Origin of the sequence: Bordetella trematum, from assembly GCF_900078335.1 — a bacterium.
GTDB lineage: Bacteria > Pseudomonadota > Gammaproteobacteria > Burkholderiales > Burkholderiaceae_B > Bordetella > Bordetella trematum.
In genome coordinates this window covers 30,381-49,589 of sequence record NZ_FKBR01000011.1, presented here as the reverse complement: position 1 = coordinate 49,589, position 19,209 = coordinate 30,381, and the positions used below count along the sequence as shown (strand labels likewise).

22 protein-coding genes are annotated in these 19,209 nt (G+C 65.8%); 5 read left to right on the top strand and 17 right to left on the bottom strand.

Features of this window, described 5'->3' with window-relative positions:
• Window positions 1-10 precede the first annotated feature (10 nt).
• Window positions 11-2,023, top strand: a complete 2,013-nt coding sequence (gene mrdA, locus A7V84_RS04370) for a penicillin-binding protein 2 (protein ID WP_231940161.1) — start codon at window positions 11-13, stop codon at window positions 2,021-2,023.
• Complete coding sequence (rodA, locus tag A7V84_RS04365) at window positions 2,020-3,156, top strand: rod shape-determining protein RodA (protein ID WP_025515260.1); 1,137 nt, start codon at window positions 2,020-2,022, stop codon at window positions 3,154-3,156. The genes mrdA and rodA overlap by 4 nt, the downstream gene beginning before the upstream one ends.
• A gap of 28 nt (window positions 3,157-3,184) precedes the next feature.
• Here the strand turns inward: rodA and A7V84_RS04360 are convergent, their stop codons facing one another.
• The 5 genes from A7V84_RS04360 to argB all read right to left on the bottom strand — a co-directional run bounded on the left by A7V84_RS04360 (window position 3,185) and on the right by argB (window position 8,154).
• Complete coding sequence (locus A7V84_RS04360; RefSeq protein WP_025515262.1) at window positions 3,185-4,234, bottom strand: Ldh family oxidoreductase; 1,050 nt, start codon at window positions 4,232-4,234, stop codon at window positions 3,185-3,187.
• Window positions 4,235-4,246: 12 nt separating this feature from the next.
• Window positions 4,247-5,737, bottom strand: coding sequence for a DASS family sodium-coupled anion symporter (locus A7V84_RS04355; protein WP_025515263.1), 1,491 nt, complete (start codon window positions 5,735-5,737; stop codon window positions 4,247-4,249).
• Window positions 5,738-5,902: 165 nt separating this feature from the next.
• Entirely contained in the window at window positions 5,903-6,478 is a 576-nt protein-coding gene (slmA, locus tag A7V84_RS04350; protein ID WP_025515265.1) for a nucleoid occlusion factor SlmA, read from the bottom strand.
• A gap of 30 nt (window positions 6,479-6,508) precedes the next feature.
• Window positions 6,509-7,252 carry a pyrimidine 5'-nucleotidase gene (locus tag A7V84_RS04345; protein ID WP_025515266.1) on the bottom strand — a complete coding sequence of 248 codons (744 nt, stop codon included), beginning with the start codon at window positions 7,250-7,252 and terminating at the stop codon, window positions 6,509-6,511.
• Window positions 7,252-8,154 carry an acetylglutamate kinase gene (gene argB, locus A7V84_RS04340; protein WP_025515268.1) on the bottom strand — a complete coding sequence of 301 codons (903 nt, stop codon included), beginning with the start codon at window positions 8,152-8,154 and terminating at the stop codon, window positions 7,252-7,254. Before argB ends, A7V84_RS04345 begins: the two co-directional genes overlap by 1 nt.
• Before the next feature lie 236 nt (window positions 8,155-8,390).
• Between argB and A7V84_RS04335 the strand changes: the two genes are divergently transcribed.
• A complete protein-coding gene (locus A7V84_RS04335; protein ID WP_025515271.1) occupies window positions 8,391-9,173 on the top strand; it encodes a MetQ/NlpA family ABC transporter substrate-binding protein in 783 nt (260 codons plus the stop codon).
• A 17-nt stretch (window positions 9,174-9,190) separates the two neighbouring features.
• Here A7V84_RS04335 and A7V84_RS04330 read toward each other — a convergent pair whose 3' ends face one another.
• The 4 genes from A7V84_RS04330 to A7V84_RS04315 are packed head-to-tail and all read right to left on the bottom strand — an operon-like array spanning window position 9,191 to window position 11,504.
• The gene (locus A7V84_RS04330; RefSeq protein WP_025515272.1) at window positions 9,191-9,685 is read right to left on the bottom strand and encodes a peroxiredoxin family protein; all 495 of its coding nucleotides are present in this window, start codon (window positions 9,683-9,685) and stop codon (window positions 9,191-9,193) included.
• Window positions 9,682-10,431 (bottom strand): BON domain-containing protein, encoded by a 750-nt coding sequence (locus tag A7V84_RS04325; protein WP_025515274.1) that lies wholly within the window; start codon window positions 10,429-10,431, stop codon window positions 9,682-9,684. The genes A7V84_RS04330 and A7V84_RS04325 overlap by 4 nt, the downstream gene beginning before the upstream one ends.
• Window positions 10,428-11,021, bottom strand: coding sequence for a phosphoheptose isomerase (locus A7V84_RS04320; protein WP_033534946.1), 594 nt, complete (start codon window positions 11,019-11,021; stop codon window positions 10,428-10,430). The genes A7V84_RS04325 and A7V84_RS04320 overlap by 4 nt, the downstream gene beginning before the upstream one ends.
• Window positions 11,022-11,054: 33 nt before the next feature.
• Complete coding sequence (locus tag A7V84_RS04315; protein WP_033534947.1) at window positions 11,055-11,504, bottom strand: YraN family protein; 450 nt, start codon at window positions 11,502-11,504, stop codon at window positions 11,055-11,057.
• 41 nt (window positions 11,505-11,545) lie between these two features.
• On the opposite strand from A7V84_RS04315, the gene rsmI reads away from it, so the two are divergent.
• Window positions 11,546-12,478 (top strand): 16S rRNA (cytidine(1402)-2'-O)-methyltransferase, encoded by a 933-nt coding sequence (gene rsmI / locus A7V84_RS04310; protein ID WP_063491614.1) that lies wholly within the window; start codon window positions 11,546-11,548, stop codon window positions 12,476-12,478.
• Window positions 12,475-13,032, top strand: coding sequence for a methylated-DNA--[protein]-cysteine S-methyltransferase (locus tag A7V84_RS04305; RefSeq protein WP_033534948.1), 558 nt, complete (start codon window positions 12,475-12,477; stop codon window positions 13,030-13,032). Before rsmI ends, A7V84_RS04305 begins: the two co-directional genes overlap by 4 nt.
• A gap of 16 nt (window positions 13,033-13,048) precedes the next feature.
• Here the strand turns inward: A7V84_RS04305 and A7V84_RS04300 are convergent, their stop codons facing one another.
• The 8 genes from A7V84_RS04300 to lptC form a co-directional block, all read right to left on the bottom strand.
• Entirely contained in the window at window positions 13,049-13,915 is an 867-nt protein-coding gene (locus tag A7V84_RS04300; protein ID WP_025515283.1) for a septal ring lytic transglycosylase RlpA family protein, read from the bottom strand.
• Complete coding sequence (gene rapZ, locus A7V84_RS04295; RefSeq protein ID WP_025515285.1) at window positions 13,912-14,784, bottom strand: RNase adapter RapZ; 873 nt, start codon at window positions 14,782-14,784, stop codon at window positions 13,912-13,914. Before rapZ ends, A7V84_RS04300 begins: the two co-directional genes overlap by 4 nt.
• 97 nt (window positions 14,785-14,881) lie before the next feature.
• Window positions 14,882-15,808 (bottom strand): HPr(Ser) kinase/phosphatase, encoded by a 927-nt coding sequence (gene hprK / locus A7V84_RS04290; protein WP_063491613.1) that lies wholly within the window; start codon window positions 15,806-15,808, stop codon window positions 14,882-14,884.
• Between the two features lie 11 nt (window positions 15,809-15,819).
• Window positions 15,820-16,275 carry a PTS sugar transporter subunit IIA gene (locus A7V84_RS04285; protein ID WP_025515289.1) on the bottom strand — a complete coding sequence of 152 codons (456 nt, stop codon included), beginning with the start codon at window positions 16,273-16,275 and terminating at the stop codon, window positions 15,820-15,822.
• Between the two features lie 239 nt (window positions 16,276-16,514).
• Window positions 16,515-16,853 (bottom strand): ribosome hibernation-promoting factor, HPF/YfiA family, encoded by a 339-nt coding sequence (hpf, locus tag A7V84_RS04280; protein ID WP_025515291.1) that lies wholly within the window; start codon window positions 16,851-16,853, stop codon window positions 16,515-16,517.
• A gap of 319 nt (window positions 16,854-17,172) precedes the next feature.
• On the bottom strand, window positions 17,173-17,964 hold the full coding sequence (gene lptB, locus A7V84_RS04275) for an LPS export ABC transporter ATP-binding protein (RefSeq protein ID WP_025515293.1): 792 nt from the start codon (window positions 17,962-17,964) through the stop codon (window positions 17,173-17,175).
• Between the two features lie 16 nt (window positions 17,965-17,980).
• On the bottom strand, window positions 17,981-18,580 hold the full coding sequence (lptA, locus tag A7V84_RS04270) for a lipopolysaccharide transport periplasmic protein LptA (protein ID WP_025515294.1): 600 nt from the start codon (window positions 18,578-18,580) through the stop codon (window positions 17,981-17,983).
• Window positions 18,577-19,206 carry an LPS export ABC transporter periplasmic protein LptC gene (lptC, locus tag A7V84_RS04265; protein WP_025515296.1) on the bottom strand — a complete coding sequence of 210 codons (630 nt, stop codon included), beginning with the start codon at window positions 19,204-19,206 and terminating at the stop codon, window positions 18,577-18,579. Before lptC ends, lptA begins: the two co-directional genes overlap by 4 nt.
• Between the last annotated feature and the right edge of the window lie 3 nt (window positions 19,207-19,209).

Genomic DNA, 19,209 nt, shown 5'->3' with positions numbered 1-19,209 from the left:
CGGGCTGTCCATGTTCGAGTTCAAGAAAACCGGTCAGCAGCAGAAGCAGCGCTTCCGCTTGCGTGCCTGGGTCGGCGGCTTGTTTGCGCTGGTCTGCTTCGGCATTCTGACCGGCCGTTTCTGGTATTTGCAGGTCGATCGCTACGAAGGCTTCTCCGAGCGTGCCGACCGCAACCGGATCGCCGTGCTGCCCATCCCGCCGCGCCGTGGCGAAGTGCTGGACCGCAACGGCGAGGTGCTGGCCCGCAATTACCGCACCTATACGCTGGAGGTCGTGCCGGCTCGCGCCGGCCCCCTCGACGAACTGTTTGAACGCCTTACGCCGGTGGTCTATCTGAGCCCGGCCGATCAGCGCCGCTTCCGGCGCCGGGTAGGCGAGTCGAGCCGCTATGCCAGCCTGGTGTTGCGCAACAACCTGAACGACACCGAGGCGGCCTGGTTCTCGGCCCATGCCTATGAGTTTCCCGGGGTGGAGCTGCGCGCGCGCTGGGTGCGCGAGTATCCTCAGGGCGAGGTCGCCGGCCATGTCGTCGGTTACATCGGACGTATTGCCGACAACGACGTCGAGAATCTCGAGAAAAGCGGGCAGCTCGGCAACTACCGCGGCACGGATGTCATCGGCAAGAAGGGTATCGAGAAAACCTGGGAAAAGGCCCTGCACGGCCGCACCGGCCTCGAAGAGGTCGAGGTGACCGCGGGCGGGCGTCCGGTGCGCACGCTGCGGCGCATCGATCCGGTGCCGGGCTCGGACATCATGTTGTCCATCGACCTGGGCCTGCAGCGTGTGGCCGAAAAAGCCTTCGCCGGGCGGCGTGGTGCGCTGGTGGCGCTCGATCCGAATACCGGGGAAGTGCTGGCCTTCGTGTCGCAGCCTTCGTTTGACCCCAATCTGTTCGTCGATGGCATCGACGTCGAGAACTGGCGGCGTCTGAACGAATCGCCCGATCATCCCCTGATCAACCGCCCGCTGTCGGGTACCTACCCCATCGGTTCGACCTACAAGCCTTTCGTGGGTCTGGCTGCCCTGGAGCTGGGCAAGCGCCGCGCCACCGACCGCATCCCCGATCCGGGCTACTACGAGTTCGGGGGGCAGCGCTTTCGCAATGCCGGCGGTGCGGTCTACGGCATGACCGACCTGCACCGGGCATTGGTGGTGTCCTCCGACACCTATTTCTACTCGCTCGGGCCGGAGATCGGCGTGAATGCGCTGCATGACTTCGTGCAGCAGTTCGGCTTCGGCAAAGTCACCGGCATCGATCTGGAGGGCGAGCGGGCCGGCGTGCTGCCCTCCACCGAATGGAAGCGCCGCACCTACAAGGATCGCGAGCGCCAGCGCTGGTATGCCGGCGAGACGATCTCGGTCGCCGTAGGCCAGGGTTACAACGCGTTCACCCTGCTGCAACTGGCCCAGGGCACGGCCACGCTGGCCAACAATGGCCTGTATCGCCGGCCGCACCTGGTGCACGCGGTGCGCGATCCGCGCACCGGCGAACTGACCGCCACTCCGTCCACGCCCGACTACCGTATCCCGCTCAAACAGGCCAATGTGGACGTGATCAAGAACGCCATGGCCGATGTGGTGCGTGTGGGGACCGCCCGGCGTGCATTCGTCGGCACCAAGTACCAGGCGGCGGGCAAGACCGGCACCGCTCAGGTGTTCAGTCTGCGCGGCGGGCAGTATCGGGCCGCCGCCCTGCAGGAGCGTCTGCGCGATCACGCCCTGTTCATGGGTTTTGCACCGGTCGACAACCCTCAGATCGCGGTGGCGCTGATCGTCGAGAACGCCGGCTGGGGGGCGAGTGCGGCGGCCCCGGTGGCGCGCGAGATCTTCGATTACTGGCTCTCGCCGCAACGCCAGGACAAGATCGTGCGTGCCCGTGCGATCGAGGTGGACGCCTTGCCGGCTGCGGCCGCGTCGCCGGCAGATGATGCGCCCGAGGCGCCGGAGGATACCCCGGCCAAGGCCCAGATCCCGTCCCGGGCCAAACCCAAGCCCCAGGCCGCAGGAGAGGAAAAACCATGAAGCGTCTGGGTCTGATCCTGCTGCGTGTGTTCACGGCCTTTGACTGGCCCTTGCTGCTGGTGCTGGTGCTGCTGGCCGTGCTGGGGCTTACGGTCATGCATTCGGCAGTAGGCAGCACCGACTGGCGCTTCTCCGATCAGTCGCGCAATTTCGTCATCGCCTTCGGCGCCATGTGGATCACGGCGCTGGTGCCTCCCAAAACGCTGCTCAGGCTGGCAGTGCCGTTCTACGTCGTGGGCGTGGTGCTGCTGCTAGGCGTGGAGTTCGTCGGCGAAACCAGCAAGGGCGCGACACGTTGGCTCAATCTGGGCTTTACGCGCATCCAGCCCTCGGAAATGATGAAGATCGCCGTGCCCATGATGCTGGCCTGGTATTTCCAGCGCCACGAGGGCGAGGTGCGCATCCGTGACTTCCTGGTGGCGGCCCTGATGCTGGCAGGCCCTTTCGTGCTGATCGTGCTGCAGCCCGACCTGGGTACCGCCTTGCTGGTGTTTGGCGCCGGTTTCTTCGTGATCTATTTCGCCGGCCTGTCCTTCAAGCTGCTGGTGCCGGCGGTGGTGGCGGGCGTGCTGGCCATCGGTACCCTGATCTACTACGAAGACCAGCTGTGCGAGCCCGATGTGGATTGGGTGGTGCTGCACAATTACCAGAAGCATCGGGTCTGCACGCTGCTCAATCCCAGTTCCGATCCGCTGGGCAAGGGCTTTCACACCATCCAGTCGATGATCGCGGTGGGCTCGGGCGGGCTGTATGGCAAGGGTTACATGCAAGGCACCCAGACCCACCTGGACTTCATCCCCGAGCGCACCACCGACTTCATCTTCGCGGTCTACGCCGAAGAATTCGGCCTCTATGGCGGGGTGGCGATGCTGGTGCTCTATGCCTTGCTGATCGCGCGCGGGCTGGCCATCGCCGCGCGCAGCGTGACCCAGTTCGGGCGTCTCATGGCCGGTTCCATGGCCATGATGATGCTTATCTACGTCTTCGTGAACGTCGGCATGGTGACCGGCATCCTGCCGGTGGTGGGCGTGCCCCTGCCTTTCATGAGCTATGGCGGCACGGCCCTGCTTACCATGGGCGTGGCCTTCGGCATCATGATGAGCATCAGCCGCCATCGGGCGGTCAAGGACTAGCCGGGGCCTTGCGGCCCCGGCCTTCGGTTCAGGCTTGCGGGGCGGCAACGCCCAGTTCATCGCCCAATGCCTGCAGGGATTGCCAGATGGCAGGTGCGAACGTGATGGCCGTGGCGTTGCGCGCACGGTTGGCGGCCTCGTACTCTCCCGGATACTGCACCCGATCCACGCCGGGTTGCGGCGGGCAGGCGTGCAAATATTCGATGAAGGCGTCCACTTCGTGCGTGCGCCAGCTGGTATTGAAGTCCACCTGGGGATTGAAGAGCACGGCGAACAGGTTGTTGGTCGCCACCCCCTGGCGCGGATGTTCGGGCTGAATGGTGCCGCCGCCCGAGAGGACGCCGGCCAGCAATTCGGCCACCAGACCCAGTGCATAGCCCTTATGCCCGCCGAAAGGCAGCAGCGCGCCGGGCGGATCCGTGAAGAGCGCCGCCGGATCGGTGGTCGGAAAGCCCTGGGCGTCGATCAGGGAGCCGGCCGGAGCCGGCTCGCCGTTGGTGGCCAGTACGCGAGCCTTGTTGACCGCGATCGAGCTGGTCGCCATATCCACGATGAAGGGCGGGCGTCCGCCCGGCAGCGGGCCGGCGAAACACAGCGGATTGGTCGTCATGCAGGCTCGCGCGCCGCCATAGGGCGCCACCGTCGGCTCGCGGTTGACCACGTTGGTGAAGGCCAGCAGGATCAGGCCGGCATGGGCTGCCATCTCGCCGTAATAGCCCATGCGGCCCAGGTGGTGGCTGCGGCGCAGCGTCAGGATGCACGAGCCGGTCTCGTCGCAGCGTTCGATGGCCGCTTTCATGGCCATCTTGCCGATGTGCTGGCCGAAGCCGTTGTCGCCGTCAAAAGCCAGCAGCGAGCCGCTGTCGGTCAACAGCTGCAGGCGGCCGTCGCCGCGCAGATTGCCGGCGCGCAGCACGCGGGCATAGTTGGGCAGGATGGACAGGCCATGGCTGGTGTAGCCGACGCGATCGGACTCCACCAGGTGCTCGGCCACATCAAAGGCGATGTCGGCCGGCACGTCCAGGGCGGTCAGGATGGCCTGGCCATAGGCCAGGGCGTCTTCGATACGGATTTGCATGCCCATCCTTCCTTACAGCAGGCCCAGCCAGCGCCAGTAGGTCATGCCCATCACCATCATCAGCGCGAAACCGATGATCGTGATCAGGATGCCGACCTTGGCGAACTGCCGCGCGGTAAATGTTTCCGTGCCCAGGCACACCATGTTCTGGGGGGCGTTGATGGGCAGGATGAAGCCATAGCTGACCACGAAGCCCAGCAGCATCGTCATGCCCAGGCGGTTGAAGTCGCCCGGCAGCGTCTGCAGCACTGAAATCAGGATCGGCAGCATGGCCGAGGTCAGTGCGGTGGCGCTGGCGAAACCGAGGTGGATCAGGATCAGGAATGCCGACAGGATGCCGAAGATCATGAGGGGGCTGACATGGTCCAGGCCGGTGTGCGTCACCACCTGGTTGCCCAGCCACTGACCGGCCTGGGTCGAGAGCAATGCCGAGCCCAGGCTGATGCCCACGCCGAACACGATCACCGTGCCCCACGGAATGCGGCTTTGCACGTCTTTCCAGGTCATCACGCCAAAGCGCGGCAGCAGCAGCAGTACCAGGCCGAAATAAGTGGTCGAGGTCGTGTCGAAGTTGTGCAGCACCTTCTCGGTGGACCAGCACAGCAGCAGCAGGATGGAGACGGCCATCAGGCGCTTCTGCGGCCCGGTCATGGGACCCAGCTCGCGCAGCTCGCGTTCCACCGCTTCCTTGCCGCCGGCGATTTCATTGCTTTCCGGCGGCAGCATCTTCAGCACCACCACGATCAGCACGGCCGACATGATGAGCGACCAGGGTACCCCGGCGATCAGCCATTCGGCCCAGCTCACACGCTCGCCGAGCATCTTCTCCATGAAGCCGACGGTCAGCAGGTTCTGGGCCGCGGCGGTCTGGATGCCGACGTTCCAGATGCTGGTGGCCTGGGCCACGATGATCATGATGCCGGCGGCGATGTTGGAGCGCTTGTCCACGCCGAAGGCGGCGATCACGCCCATCATGATGGGCACCACGGCGGCGCTGCGGGCCGTGGCGCTGGGCACCACCAGGCTGAGCACGATGGTCACTGCGATCGCGCCGATCAGAATGCGGCGCGTGCTGGTGCCGATCTTGGACAGTGTGACCAGGGCGATGCGGCGGTCCAGCCCGGTGAAGGTCATGGCCGCGGCGATGAATAGCGCGCCAGCCACCAGCGCGAGCGCCGAGTTGGCGAACCCCTGCAGCGCCATGGTGATGGCTGCCGAGGTGCCGATCAGTACCTCTGGATTCTTGACGGCGGGGGCGGTCCCCAAAAGAAAGGCCATCAAGGTGGTGACCATGATGGCGCTGGCTTCGTAGGAGACCGCTTCGGTGATCCAGACCACCACGGCGAAAACCAGGATGGCCAGCATGCGATGCCCGGCTATGGGCAGGCTGTCCGGTGTGGGAACCAGCAGCACCGCAATCAGGGCAAGGATGCCGGCGATCAAGCCAATGGGGATTTTTTTCTTGGGGACTTGCGAGGCAGGGGAGGCGGCTTGCGCGCTCATATCCATCTCCGTTCTTAAGTCAGACTACGAAGAAACAAGTGTAAGAAATAGATGAAAACCCGTATTGAGGGCGATCAAGCCGACCCGAATGCTGGCTGGATGCGGTGGGTTGGTCTGATTATCCTGAACGGTTGCCCGAAAGGGCAAGCTTATTTGACCGAAATTTCAGGGCAGCACCAGGCGAAGCTGTTCGTCCAGGTGCAGCGTGGGCGCAATGCGCCAGCCACTTTGGGCATAGCGCAGCCAGCGTCCCATGACCAGGTGGGTCAGCAGGCTGGCATAGGCGGCGATGTCGGTCTGGGCTGACAGGGTGCCTTCGGCCACCGCATTGCGCAGGCATTGTTTGAGCGAAGCCTCGATGCGGTCGTTGACGTGATTGATGCGTTCCTGCAGGCGATTGTCTTCGGTGACCAGCGCATCGCCGGTCAGCACCCGCGTGATGCCCCGGTTGCGCTCCGAGAAGGCCAGCAGCATCGAGACGGTCTTGCGGGCCTGAGGCAGGGCCTGAGGTTCGGCCACGGCGATCTGGTTCACCAGCGTGAACAGCGTGCTTTCGATGAACTCGATCAGCCCCTCGAACATCTGGGCCTTGCTGGCGAAATGGCGATAGAGCGCGGCTTCCGAGACCTGCAGACGCGCGGCCAGGGCCGCGGTCGTGACACGCGCGGCGTGGGGCTGCTCTAGCATTTCTGCCAGCATCTGCAGGATCTGGGTTTTTCTCTCGCCGGGTTTGGTCGCCATGGCTGGGCTGCGGTCAGGACGGTATGGGTGTCAGCGGCGCAGCGGGCGGCGGCGCAGCAGCAGATCACTGACGCAGTTTACCCGCAAGTCGACATAGCCCGGGCGTTGCCGATGGCCGCGCGAGAACGGCGTGCCGGGATGATAGACATGCACCGTGCGCATGCCCACCTGGCGCGCGCTGCGCAGGTTGTCCAGCGTGTCTTCGACCAGCACGGTGCGCCAGGCCGGCACGCCCTCGCGCGCGAGCACGTGGCGCAGCAGCGCCGGCGAGGGCTTGGGCCGGAACTCGCCGTGCAGGCGCATCTGCTCGATGCCCCACAGCGCATCGAAGCAATGCAGGATGCCAAGATGGCGCAGCACGGCGCGCGCGTAGTGCAGCGGCGCGTTGGTCAGCAGCACCTTGCGTCCGGGCAAGCGGCGCAGTTTGTCGGCCAGGGCCTTCTCGGCCCGCACCAGCGGCGCCACGTCGAAGTCATGGCTGCGGTGCAGGAAGGCATGCGGGTCCACGCCATGGTGGCGCACCAGGCCGATGACGGTGGCGCCGTAGCGTTTCCAGTAGAGCGTGCGCAGGCGGTCGGCCGTGGGGGCGTCGACCTCCAGCGCTTCGGCCACGGCCTGCGTCATGCCCGCGTCGATGCGCGGGAAGATGGCATGCGAGGTGTCATGCAGGGTGTTGTCCAGGTCGAACAGCCACAGCCGTCCGGCGCTGGGCGGGGCGCCGGGCGAGCGGCGCGGCCGCGTTGCCGGGCCGCTCAACTGCCGGCGCGCCCGCATCAGTGCGAGCTGATCATGGTGCCCACGCCGCGATCCGTCAGGATCTCCAGCAGCAGGCAGTGCGGCACGCGGCCGTCGACGATGTGCACCGAGTTCACGCCATTCTTGGCGGCGTCCAGGGCCGAGGAGATCTTCGGCAGCATGCCGCCCGAGATGGTGCCGTCGGCGAACAGCTCGTCGATGGTCTGCGCCGACAGGCTGCGCAGCAGATTGCCGCTCTTGTCGAGCACGCCCGGGGTGTTGGTCATCATGAGCAGCTTCTCGGCGCCCAGCACCTCTGCCATCTTGCCGGCGACCACGTCGGCGTTGATGTTGTAGGCCTGGCCGTCCTCGCCGTTGCCGATGGGCGAGATCACCGGAATGAACTGATCATCCTGCAGCGCCTTGACCACGGCCGGTTCCACGCGGGTGATGTCGCCCACGTAGCCGATATCCAGCGGCTCGTCCGGATTTTCCTTGTTGGTCATCAGCTTCTTGCGGGCCTGGATCAGCATGCCGTCCTTGCCCGTCAGGCCGACGGCCTTGCCACCGGCTTCGTTGATCATCATGACGATGTCCTGCTGCACCTGGCCGCCCAGGACCCACTCGACCACTTCCATGGTCTCGGCGTCGGTCACGCGCATGCCCTGCATGAAGGTGCCCTGCTTGCCGATACGGCGCAGCGCGTCGTCGATTTGCGGGCCGCCGCCGTGCACCACCACCGGGTTCAGGCCGACCAGCTTCAGAAGCACCACGTCGTGGGCGAAGCTGCGCTGCAATCGCTCTTCCGTCATGGCATTGCCGCCGTATTTCACCACGATGGTCTTGCCATGAAATCGTCGGATGTACGGCAAGGCTTCGGAGAGTACGGCCGCTTTGACGGCGGGAGACATTACGGCAGCAGGGTCGGGGGTGTCGTTCATGGCGATAGGGGGGTACCCGGAAAAAAGATGGAAAAAATGCCTGCGCCCATGGCGGGAATCGACATGGCGGCAAGCACTTCCCGGATTGTAGTCAAGACCTCGGGAACTTGCGCCGCCGCCATAACGATATGCCCGACAACCCGCCGGCTTTCGAGTAAATTGGGGGCGTTTTTGCAACGTCAGGCCGTTCGCCCTGCGGACAGCCTGCGCCAACCACCATACCAGAGGCAAGTGACATGACGTTCAAGATTCTCCAAACCGTGCTGCTGGGCAGCGCCCTGACGCTGGGCGCGGCGCAGGCCGAGACGCTGACCATCGCCGCCACCCAGGTGCCGCATGCGGAAATCCTGGAGGTGGTCAAACCGGTGCTGGCCAAGGAAGGCGTTACTCTCGACATCAAGGTGTTCAGCGATTACGTGCAACCCAACCTGCAGGTTGCCGACAAGCAGATGGACGCCAATTTCTTCCAGCACAAGCCCTATCTGGATACCTTCAACAAGGATCGCAAGACTGACCTGGTGCCGGTCGCGCTGGTGCACGTCGAGCCGTTCGGCGCCTATTCGAAGAAGATCAAGTCGCTGGACGATCTCAAGCCGGGGGCGTCGGTGGCGATCCCCAACGATCCGTCCAACAGCGGACGTGCCCTGCTGCTGCTGCAGAATCAGGGCTTGATCAAGCTGAAGGATCCGTCGAATATCGTCGCCACCCCGGTGGATGTGGTCGAGAACCCCAAGAAGCTCAAGTTCCGCGAACTGGAGGCCGCCATGCTGCCGCGCTCGCTCGATGACGTGGATCTGGCCCTGATCAACACCAACTACGCCCTGGAGGCCGGCCTGGTGCCGACCCGCGACGCGCTGTTCATCGAGGGTGCCGATTCGCCTTACGCCAACATCGTGGTCACGCGCAGCGACAAGCAGAATGATCCGGCCGTCAAGAAGCTGGTGCAGGCCCTGCACAGCGAGGGCGTGCGCAGCTTTATCCTGGAAAAGTACAAGGGTGCCGTCGTTCCGGCGTTCTGAGAGCGCTGGCGGCCGTCTCAGCCGGCCGCCAGCGCCTTTTCGACCGTGGCGTGGAATTCGTCACGGTCGTAGTCACCCAGATAGCGCTTGAGAATGCGGCCATCCTTGCCGATCAGGAAGGCTGTCGGCGTGAGGCGCACGTCGCCAAAGGCGCGCGCGATCTCCCCGCTGCGATCCAGGGCCACCGGAAACGGCAGCTCGCGCGAGCGGGCGAAAGCCTCGACATAGTTGACCGGGTCGTATTGCATGGCCACGGCGATGGTTTCATAGCCCTTGGGCTGGTACGCCTGGTAGGCCTTGATGGTGTCGGGCATCTGCTTGACGCAGGTCACGCAGCTGGTCGCCCAGAACTTGACCAGCACCACCTTGCCTTTCAGGTCTTCGGTGGTGAGGGTCTTGCCGTCGAGCAGCTGATAGGTCACCTGGGGCGCCGAGGGCGCTGGCCGCCAGACGAACCAGGCGGCGATGCCGGCCACGATGGCCAGGGCCAGGACGATCGCGAGCTTTTTCATTGGATGGGCATGATTTCGAGCCCGCCGTCGCCACCGGCGCCTGCGGCGCCCGTGCCGCTGCTGCCGGCCGGGCTGTTGCTGTTTTCGATGACCGCTGGTTTGTCCCCGGCCTGTTGGCTGTCGTTGCCCGACAGCCGCAGGGCTTCTTCGCGGCTGATGATGTCGAACGACTTGACCACCTTGTTCACGCCGCTCACGCCAGCCGTCGCATTGGCGGCGTAGTCGCCTTCGGCCTGGGTGACCAGCCCCATCAGGTAGACCACCCCTTTGTCGGTCGTGACCAGGATGGTGCGCGAGGGCACGTACTTGGTGTTGATCAGGGTGCTGCGCACCTTGGACGTCAGCCAGGTGTCATTGGAGCGGGTCGAGAAGGAGGCGGCCGGACCGACCGTCAGCTGGTTGCTCACCCGTTTGACGCGTTCGATGCTTTGCGCAATGGCGCCGGCTTCGGCCTTGGCGGCTTCGGTGGGCACATCGCCGGTCAGCAGCACCTGGCCGTTGTAGACGGCGGCGTTCACGCGCGCCGTGGGCCCGAGCTTGGTGGCAATCTGGCTCTCGACCCGGAAAGTGGTGTTCTGGTCATCGAGTTGCACGCCCGAGCTGCGGCGGTCTGTTGCGACCACGGCGGTGGTGGCGGCCGCGCCGCCGATGACCAGTGGCACGCAGGCCGACAGCGAAGCCGTGGCGGCGGCCAGCGCGGCCGACAGCAACAGGGGACGGGCGCAGCGGATCTTGGACAGCATCATTCAGTGTCTCCGAGCAGAAGGGCGTCGATACCATCGCACAGGGCATGCAGCAGCAGGATGTGGACTTCCTGGATGCGCATGGTGCGATCGTGCGGCACACAGAGATGGACGTCGTGCGGCGTGATCAGTTCCCCCATGACGCCGCCGCCCTTGCCTGTCAGGGCGATGACGTGCATTTCGCGGTCGCGCGCCGCTTCCATGGCGCGCACTACATTGGGGGAGTTGCCGCTGGTGGAAATGGCCACCAGGACATCGCCGGGCTGGCCCAGCGCATTGACCTGGCGCTCATAGATTTCGTCAAAGCCGTAATCATTGGCCACGGCCGTGAGGATGGACGTGTCGGTATTCAGGGCGATGCCGGCCAGTGGCAGGCGGTCGCGCTCGAAGCGGCCCACCAGTTCGGCCACGAAATGCTGTGCGTCCGAAGCCGAGCCGCCGTTGCCGCAGGCCAGGATGCGGCCGTTGTTGGCCAGGGCCGCGAAAAGCAGCTCCACGGCGCTGGCCAGGGGCTCGGCCAGCGTGTGCATGCTTTGTTCGAACAGCGTCATCGCATCGCGGAAGTGCGACGTCATGCGAGAGGTCATATCCATGGCGCGGATTATCTCACGCGCACGCTTTCTGTATCAGCGTGACCGCCGTCGGCCGTGTAAGTGCTGTGACGCAATATGAACGGGTGGCGGCAGGGCGTCGCGCAGCCAGCGTGCCCGGCCGGCCTCGAACAGCACCACGTCAAAGCGTACGGCGGGCGGCGGCCAGGGCAGGCCGGCCAGCCAGCATTGGGTGCAGCGCCACAGACGCGCCTGCTTGGCCGGGCCGATGCTGGCTGCCGCGCCGCCGGCTGCCGTGCCGGCCCGCCAGCGCACTTCGACCACGACCAGCACGGGCCCGTCGCGCATGATCAGATCCAGCTCGCCCCAACGATTGCGCACGTTGCGGGCCACCAGCGCGAGGCCCTGCGCGCGCAGCAGGCGCAAGGCCTCGCGCTCGGCGCGGCGGCCGTCCCGGTGGCGCGGGTCGGCGGGCGCAGGGCGCAGTCGCGCCAGGCCCCGCAGGGCAGATTTCAGCAGACACATGGGGCTACACTGACAGTCTTTCCCCCCGCAGTGGTTGCCGTATGAATGAAGAAGTCACCCCTCAGCTTGCCGGCGACGCCTGGCGTCGGGTCGCCGAACGCGTGGCGGGCCAGCATTGGCCCGAGGGCGCGCTGTACGTGGTGGCCACCCCGATCGGCAATCTGGGCGATCTGGGGCTGCGCGCCTGGCAGGCGCTGGCGCGCGCCGATGTGATCGCTGCGGAAGACACGCGCGCCAGCCGTGCGCTGCTCGATGCCTGGGGCGTGAGTACGCCGCTGATGGCTGCCCATCGGCACAACGAGGCCCAGGCCGCCCAGGCCATCTGCGACCGTCTGGCTCGCGGAGAGCGTGTGGCGCTGGTGTCCGATGCCGGTGCGCCGGCCGTGAGCGACCCGGGCGCACGCATCGTGCGTGCGGTGCGGGCCGCCGGCCATCCGGTGTTGCCCATCCCCGGGCCCAGCGCCGTCATCACCGCCCTCATGGGCAGCGGCGTGACCAGCGACGAGAATCCGGCCTTCGCTTTTGCCGGATTCGCGCCGCCCAAGGCGGTTGCCCGCCAGCGCTGGCTGGCCCAGTGGGCCGCCTTGCCCGCGCCGGTGCTGATGTTCGAATCGCCGCATCGGCTGGCGGCCACCCTGGCCGATCTGTTGCAGGTCTGCGGCCCGCAACGCCAGCTCACCGTGGCGCGCGAACTCACCAAACGTTTCGAGGAGATCGACACCTTTGCCCTGGGCGAGGCCGCCGCCTGGCTGGCAGCCGACAGCCACCGCGAGCAGGGCGAGTTCGTTCTCATCCTGCATGCGGCGCCGCTCGAAGACGAAGACGCGCAGGCCGACCCGGCGGTCGACACCCTGCTCGATGCGCTGCTGGAAACCGTGTCGGTGCGCGACGCGGCCCGGGTGGCCGCCAAGGTCACCGGCCAGCCGCGCGACGTGCTGTATCAGCGCGCCCTGGCGCGCAAGGAACGTGCATGAGCCGGGTGATCGCCGAGGCGGCAGCCCTGGAAACCGGTACGCCGCTGGGCGCGGTGCGCTTGATGGCCAGCGAGGCCGGGCTGTGTGGCCTGTGGTTCATGGATCAGACAGATCTGGCAGAGCCTGGCGTGGCCGAGGCCTCGCCCCAGCAGCAACGCTGGCTTGTGCAGGCCGCGGGGCAACTGAAGGCCTGGTTCGCCGGCGAGCGGCGGGATTTCGATCTGCCGCTGGCGCCGCAAGGCACGCCATTTCAACGCAAGGTCTGGGATGGCCTGTTGGCGCTGCCCTTCGGGACGACCGTCGGTTACGGCGAACTGGCGCGCCGGCTGGGGCAGCCGGGCGCGGCGCGCGCCCTGGCCCAGGCGGTCGGGCGCAACCCCATTTCCATCATCATTCCCTGTCACCGGGTGATCGGCAGCGACACCTCCTTGACCGGTTTCGGTGGCGGCCTGGCCCGCAAGCGCGAACTGCTGCTGCACGAAGGTAACCGCTACAGCAGCCAGGCCGCCCGGGCACGGCGTGTGAACGACGGTCAGATGGATCTGCCCTGGTAAGAAGGCGAGGATGCGCTTATTGCGCGGCCACGCTGGGCATCAGGCCGGTCTGCTCGGCCAGCTGCGAGGCTGCCTGCTGGGCCGCCTCGCGCGAGGCATAGGGCCCCATCCGTACGCGGAACAGGCCGGAGGTCTGCTCGATGGTGGCTGCGGGGCCGGCGCTGGCCAGGATGTCATTGACCCGGTTGGCCAGCTTGTGGGCGTTGTCCGCCTGGCTGAAGGCACCCAGTTGCAGATAGATCCCCGGCCCCGTCGCCAGGGTCACGGGGCGCGCCGCAGGCGCTTGCGGCAGGGCATAGACCTGCGGCGCTGTGCCGGGCTCAGCGTTTTGCATGGCGCGGATTTCGGCCGGCAGGATGCGCTCGACCAGCACGGGGCCGCTGCCCGGGCCGATGATGCCCAGTTTGTGCGCCGCTACATAAGACAGATCCATGATGCGGTCGCTGTGAAAGGGGCCGCGGTCGTTGACCCGCACGATGATGCTGCGCCCATTGATCCGGCTCGTCACCCGCGCGTAGCTGGGGATGGGCAGGGTCGGGTGGGCCGCCGTCATCTGGTACATGTCGTAGGACTCGCCATTGGACGTCGGGTTGCCGTGGAACTTCTTGCCGTACCAGGAGGCCAGGCCTTCCTTTCGATAGGGGCGCTCCGAGGTGTCGGGCACATAGCGCTTGCCGAATACCACGTAGGGACGGTTCGGGCCGCTGGCCAGGGGTTCCAGGCGTGGCACGGCGTCCGGGATGCTGTCCAGGTTGGAGGGCACCGAAGCGTGCGGGCCGTCATCCTTGTAATAGGCGCCGCCGCGCTTGCTGCTGGTGCCGCAGCCGGCCAGGATCAGGACCAGCATCAGGACGGCCAGGGTCGGCAGGCGGCGCACGCTCATGCCGGGTCTTTGGGCAACTGGGAGCGGTGGCGCACCAGCAGCGGGTCGTGCTCGCTGAAGCGGCGGGCCAGTTCCTCGACCACATAGACCGAGCGGTGCTGTCCCCCCGTACAGCCGATGGCGACCGTCAGGTAGTTGCGGGTGTCCAGGGTGTATTGCGGCAGCCAACGGCGCAGAAAGCCGTCGATGTCATCGACCATGCGCTGGACGATCTCGAAGCCCGACAGCCACTCGGCCACCGGCTGGTCGCGCCCGGTGAGCGGGCGCAGGTGGCGGTCGTAATAGGGGTTGGGCAGGCAGCGCACGTCGAACACCAGGTCGGCGTCGTTGGGTACGCCCCGCTTGAACGCAAAGGATTCGAAGGTCAGCACCAGCGGGGAGCGGTCGGCGTCGATCAGCTCGCGGATCCAGGCGCGCAGCTGGCCCGGAGTCAGGTCGGAGGTGTCGATGACATGTTCCTGGTCACGCACCGGCGCGAGCAGTTCGCGCTCCATGTCGATGCAGTCGGCCAGCGACAGCGATTGTCCGCCGCGTGCCGCCCGATCGGTGAGGGGGTGGCGGCGGCGCGATTCGGAATAGCGTTGGGTCAGGGTGGCGGTGCTGGCGTCCAGGAAGACCACCGAGAGCTGCGTGCCCATGGCGCGCAAGGCCGTGATGACGTTGGGCAACTCGGCCAGCTGGCCCGGCGAACGCACGTCGATGGCGGCCGCCACGCGCTCCATGCCGTCATCGCGGGCGGCTGCGACGAACTCGGTCAGAAAGCGCAGCGGCAGGTTGTCCACGCAGGTAAAACCTGCGTCTTCGAGCATACGCAGGGCCACCGACTTGCCAGAGCCGGAGATGCCGGTAATGAGGACGACTCTTAACATGCTGTGATTGTGGCATGAATTGCGCGGCCACGGCCGGGCCGGCGGCCTCGCCGGCGGCGAGGTTGCGCGCATGCATCAATGAGGGGTATGGCCCCGCCTATTTGCTGCTTTGCAGGATCGCCATGGCCTGGCGTTCCATGAATTCGCCCAGGGTATCGATGCCGCGCAGCTTCAGTATGGTATTGCGCACGGCCGCCTCGACCAGCACGGCCAGGTTGCGTCCGGCCGCCACCTGCAGCATCACTTTGCGCACCGGCAGGCCCAGCATGTCCTGGGTGATGTCCTGCAGCGGCAGGCGTTCGAATTTGTCCTGGGCCGTGGCACGCACCAGGTGCACGATGAGCTTCAGGCGCATCTTGCGGCGCACCGAGGTCTCGCCGAAGATGGTGCGGATATCGAGCAGGCCCAGGCCGCGCACTTCCAGCAGGTTCTGCAGCAGTTGCGGGCAGTGGCCCTCGATCATGTTGGGGGCGGTGCGGGAAAACTCGACCGCGTCATCGGCCACCAGGCCGTGCCCGCGCGAGATCAGTTCCAGCGCCAGCTCGCTCTTGCCCAGGCCGGATTCGCCGGTAATCAGCACGCCCACGCCCAGCACGTCCATGAACACGCCGTGCACCGTGGTGGTGGGGGCGAGTTTCTTGCCCAGATAGATGCGCAGCAGGTCGATGAGCTGGGCTGCCGCCACCGGCGTGGACAACAGCGGCACCTGATGCTGGTCGCACTGGTCGATCAGGTCCTGGGGAGGGGACAGGCCATCGGCCAGCAGGATCGCCGGCACGCCGCCGATCAGCAACTCATCCATGTGATGGATGCGGCGGCGCAGGTCAAAGCGGGTGTAGTAGGCCAGTTCTTCCTGGCCGAAGACCTGGATGCGCGAGGGGTGGATCAGATTCAGGTGGCCGACCAGGTCGGCGGCGCCCAGGCCGTCGTCGGAGATGCTGCGATCGGCCGACCCCTGCCCGGCAATCCAGTGAAAGGGGATGGTGTCGGCGTTGTCGTCGATCAGTTCCTGGACGGTGAGCATGGGACGGTGCCTCAGAGCTGACCTGTCGTGAGGATGCGGTGCACTTCGGCCGGGTCTGTCTCGGTGGCCAGTGCTTCACGCAGGGTCTTGTTGGACATCAGCTGCGCCAGTTCGGCCAGGATGTCCAGGTGCTGCTGCGTTGCGGTCTCGGGGACCAGCAGGCACAGCAGCATCGAAACGGGTTGGCCGTCAGGCGCATCGAAGGGAATGGGCTGCGCCAGGCGGATGAAGGCGGCCACAGCCTGGTCCAGGCCCTTGACGCGGCCGTGCGGCACGGCCACGCCTTGCCCCAGCGCCGTGGAGCCCAGACGCTCGCGGGCGAACAGGCTGTCGAACACGACCGATCGGGCCAGCCCATGGTGGTTTTCAAAGAGCAGACCGGCTTGTTCGAACGCCCGTTTTTTGCTGGTAGCGAGCATATCGAGCACGACGTTGCCGGCGGGGAGGATGCGCGACAAGTGATTCATGCGGATCATTATAGGGTTATATGACGCGGTGCAAAAAAAGGCGATGCAGGCGATGAGCACGCAAGCATAGACCGACTGCGCACTGGTGGGAAGCGAGGTGTTGGATTTTGGGAAAGCCGGGGAAGGGGGCCGATGTCCGCCCGGTAATGCAAAAGGGGGGACATCGGTTCCGATACGAGCTGTTTCAGCTCAGGTCAGGATGGGCGGCGGGCCGCCACGAGAGGGTGTGAGGCGCGGGATTAGGGTTGCGGCGCGCTTTCGGCGGCGCTGTGTCGCTTCACGGACTCGTTGGCGTGATTTTGCAGCTTGTCCTTGTGCTTGATGACCTGGCGGTCCAGTTTGTCGATCAGAAGGTCTATCGCGGCGTACAGGTTCTCATCCACGGCTTCGCAATGGATATCCTTGCCGCTGAGATGCATCGTGATTTCGGCTTTGTGCCGCAGGGGCTCCACCGAGAGCATGACCTGGGTATCGATCACATGGTCGAAGTGTCGCAATACACGCGCCAGTTTGTTCGTGACATATTCCCGGATGGCCGGGGTGACGTCGAGGCGACGACCGCTGATGCTCAGGTTCATAGTGCGCTCTCCTTCCAGAAAGAGAATGGGAAAACAGGTTGCGCAGATTGCGCGTTGTACCGCGTTGGACAGCCTCCTTTGCTTTGCGGATACGGGCCGGAAAATCCGGCTCCTTGAGTACTAGTGTATAGACTCCTTGCCCGAATACAAGGGTGTTGGATCAAGCCTTGGAAAGAGACGGATAGCGCTTCTGACAAGGGGTATCCGGCGTTGGCCGATCTCTCCGGGGACTGACCCTCCCGTGTTGCGCTGCACACTGCGCAGGCAAAAAAAACCGCTGTCGCGGGACAGCGGTTTGCAGGACGCAGCGGGGGCATGGCTACATGCGGAAGTGTTCGCCCAGATAGACGCGCCGCACGGCCGGATCGCCCACGATCTCGTCGGGGTGGCCGTCGGTCAGCACCTTGCCTTCGCTGATGATGTAGGCCCGGTCGCAGATCCCCAGGGTTTCACGCACGTTGTGGTCGGTGATCAGCACCCCGATGCCCCGGCCCTTGAGAAAGCGCACGATGCGCTGGATCTCGATGACCGCGATCGGGTCCACGCCGGCAAACGGTTCGTCGAGCAGGATGAAGCGCGGGTTGGTGGCCAGGGCGCGCGCGATCTCGACGCGCCGGCGCTCGCCACCCGACAGCGAGATGGCGGTGCTGCTGCGGATATGGCCGATCTGCAATTCGTCCAGCAGGGCTTCCAGGCCCTCGTTGATGCGCGGGCCCGACAGCGGTTTGCCCTGCGCATCGAGCTGCAGTTCCAGCACGGCGCGGATGTTCTGCTCTACCGTCAGGCGGCGGAACACCGAGGCGTCCTGGGGCAGGTACGACAACCCCTTGCGCGCGCGCTTGTGGATGGGCATGGCCGTGATGTCGTCGCCGTCGATCTCGATGCGTCCGGCATCGGCCGGCACCAGCCCGACGATCATGTAGAAGCTGGTTGTCTTGCCAGCGCCGTTGGGGCCAAGCAGGCCGACCACTTCGCCGCTTTGCACGGATAGCGAGACGTCCTGCACCACAGTGCGGCCGTTATAGGTCTTGCGCAGTCCGGTGGCGCGCAGATTGCCTTGCTGGCCCGCGGCAAGCGTGGCGGAGGAGGTGTTCGCGAAAGGGTGCGTCATAAGTGGGGGCGGCGATTTACTTCGATTTGGCGCCACGGCCGGACTGGGCGCGGCATTCGGCGATGGCGGCGTCGGCCTTGGCGCGCGGCGGCGAGAACGAACGCACCCGTCCTCCCGGGGCCGACGAGTTGGGTCCGCCTTCGGCCTGGTAGGTGCCGGTTTTTTCGTTGTAGCGCACCCGTTCGCCACGAATGGTGTCGAAGGGCTTGCCACAGATGAAGCGCGTGACCACGGCCTTGCCGATCAGATCGAACTGGCTTTTGCTGCCGTCGTACTCGGCCCGCAGGCCTTCGCCCTCGATCACCTCGAAGGTTTCGGGCCGCTCCTGGCGGATGCGTACCAGCTTGCCCTTGTTGGCGGTGGCGGTGCCGAACTGGCCGCCCTTGGCGTCTTCGCGTACGTCCAGCTTGTCGGCATGCAGGGTCATCAGGCCGCGGGTCAGGGACACGTTGCCGGTGAAGACGCTTTGCCGCTTGACGTCGTCATAGTGCAGCGAGTCGGAGAGAATCAGCGTGCTGGGAGCTTCGGCCGAGGATGATTGGGCCAGGGCCGGCGTGCACAGGGCCGTGGCGAGGCCGGCCAGGCTGGACGCCAGGAAAGTCCGGAAAGGGGTCATGGTGTTGTCGGGTTCTGGTTGTCAGGCGCGCTGCGGGGGGCCGCCGGGCGGGAGTCGGCCGGGGCGATCTCGACACCGGTCGAGGCATGCACTTCCAGCTGGCGCGTCTTGTTGTTGTATCGCATGCCGGTGCCGTTCATGCGTGAGTTGCCTTTGACGACCCGGGCGGGCAGGTCGGTATAGACCACGTCGTCGTCGGGCAGCAGGATCAGCTGCTCGCTGCGTACATCGAGCGCGTCATTGCGGGCATCGGCGCTGCGCGAGACGTGCGCCTGGCCATTCATGACGATGCGCTTGCCGCCGTCTTCCATGATGGCGGTCTTGGAGACCGCCACCGTGATGGGGTTGTTGGCCTGCTGGCCGATCGCCCGTGGCGAGGTGATGTGATACGAGTCGTCGTCCGGGAAGTGCTCGCCGTAGGCGCCCTCCAGGCGGTTGATGGGCTTGCCCTGCGCGTCGGTGCGCAACATCACGAAATTACGCGACCAGGCGTCCTTTTCGTGGGTGATGCGGCGCGGCGGATCGATGGGGATGGCCCGCTGCGCATAATCGGCTGCCCACCAGGTGCCGGCCACCAGGCTCAGCAGCAGGAACAGCGCAATCAGCGAGGGGAAGCGGTCTTTCATGGA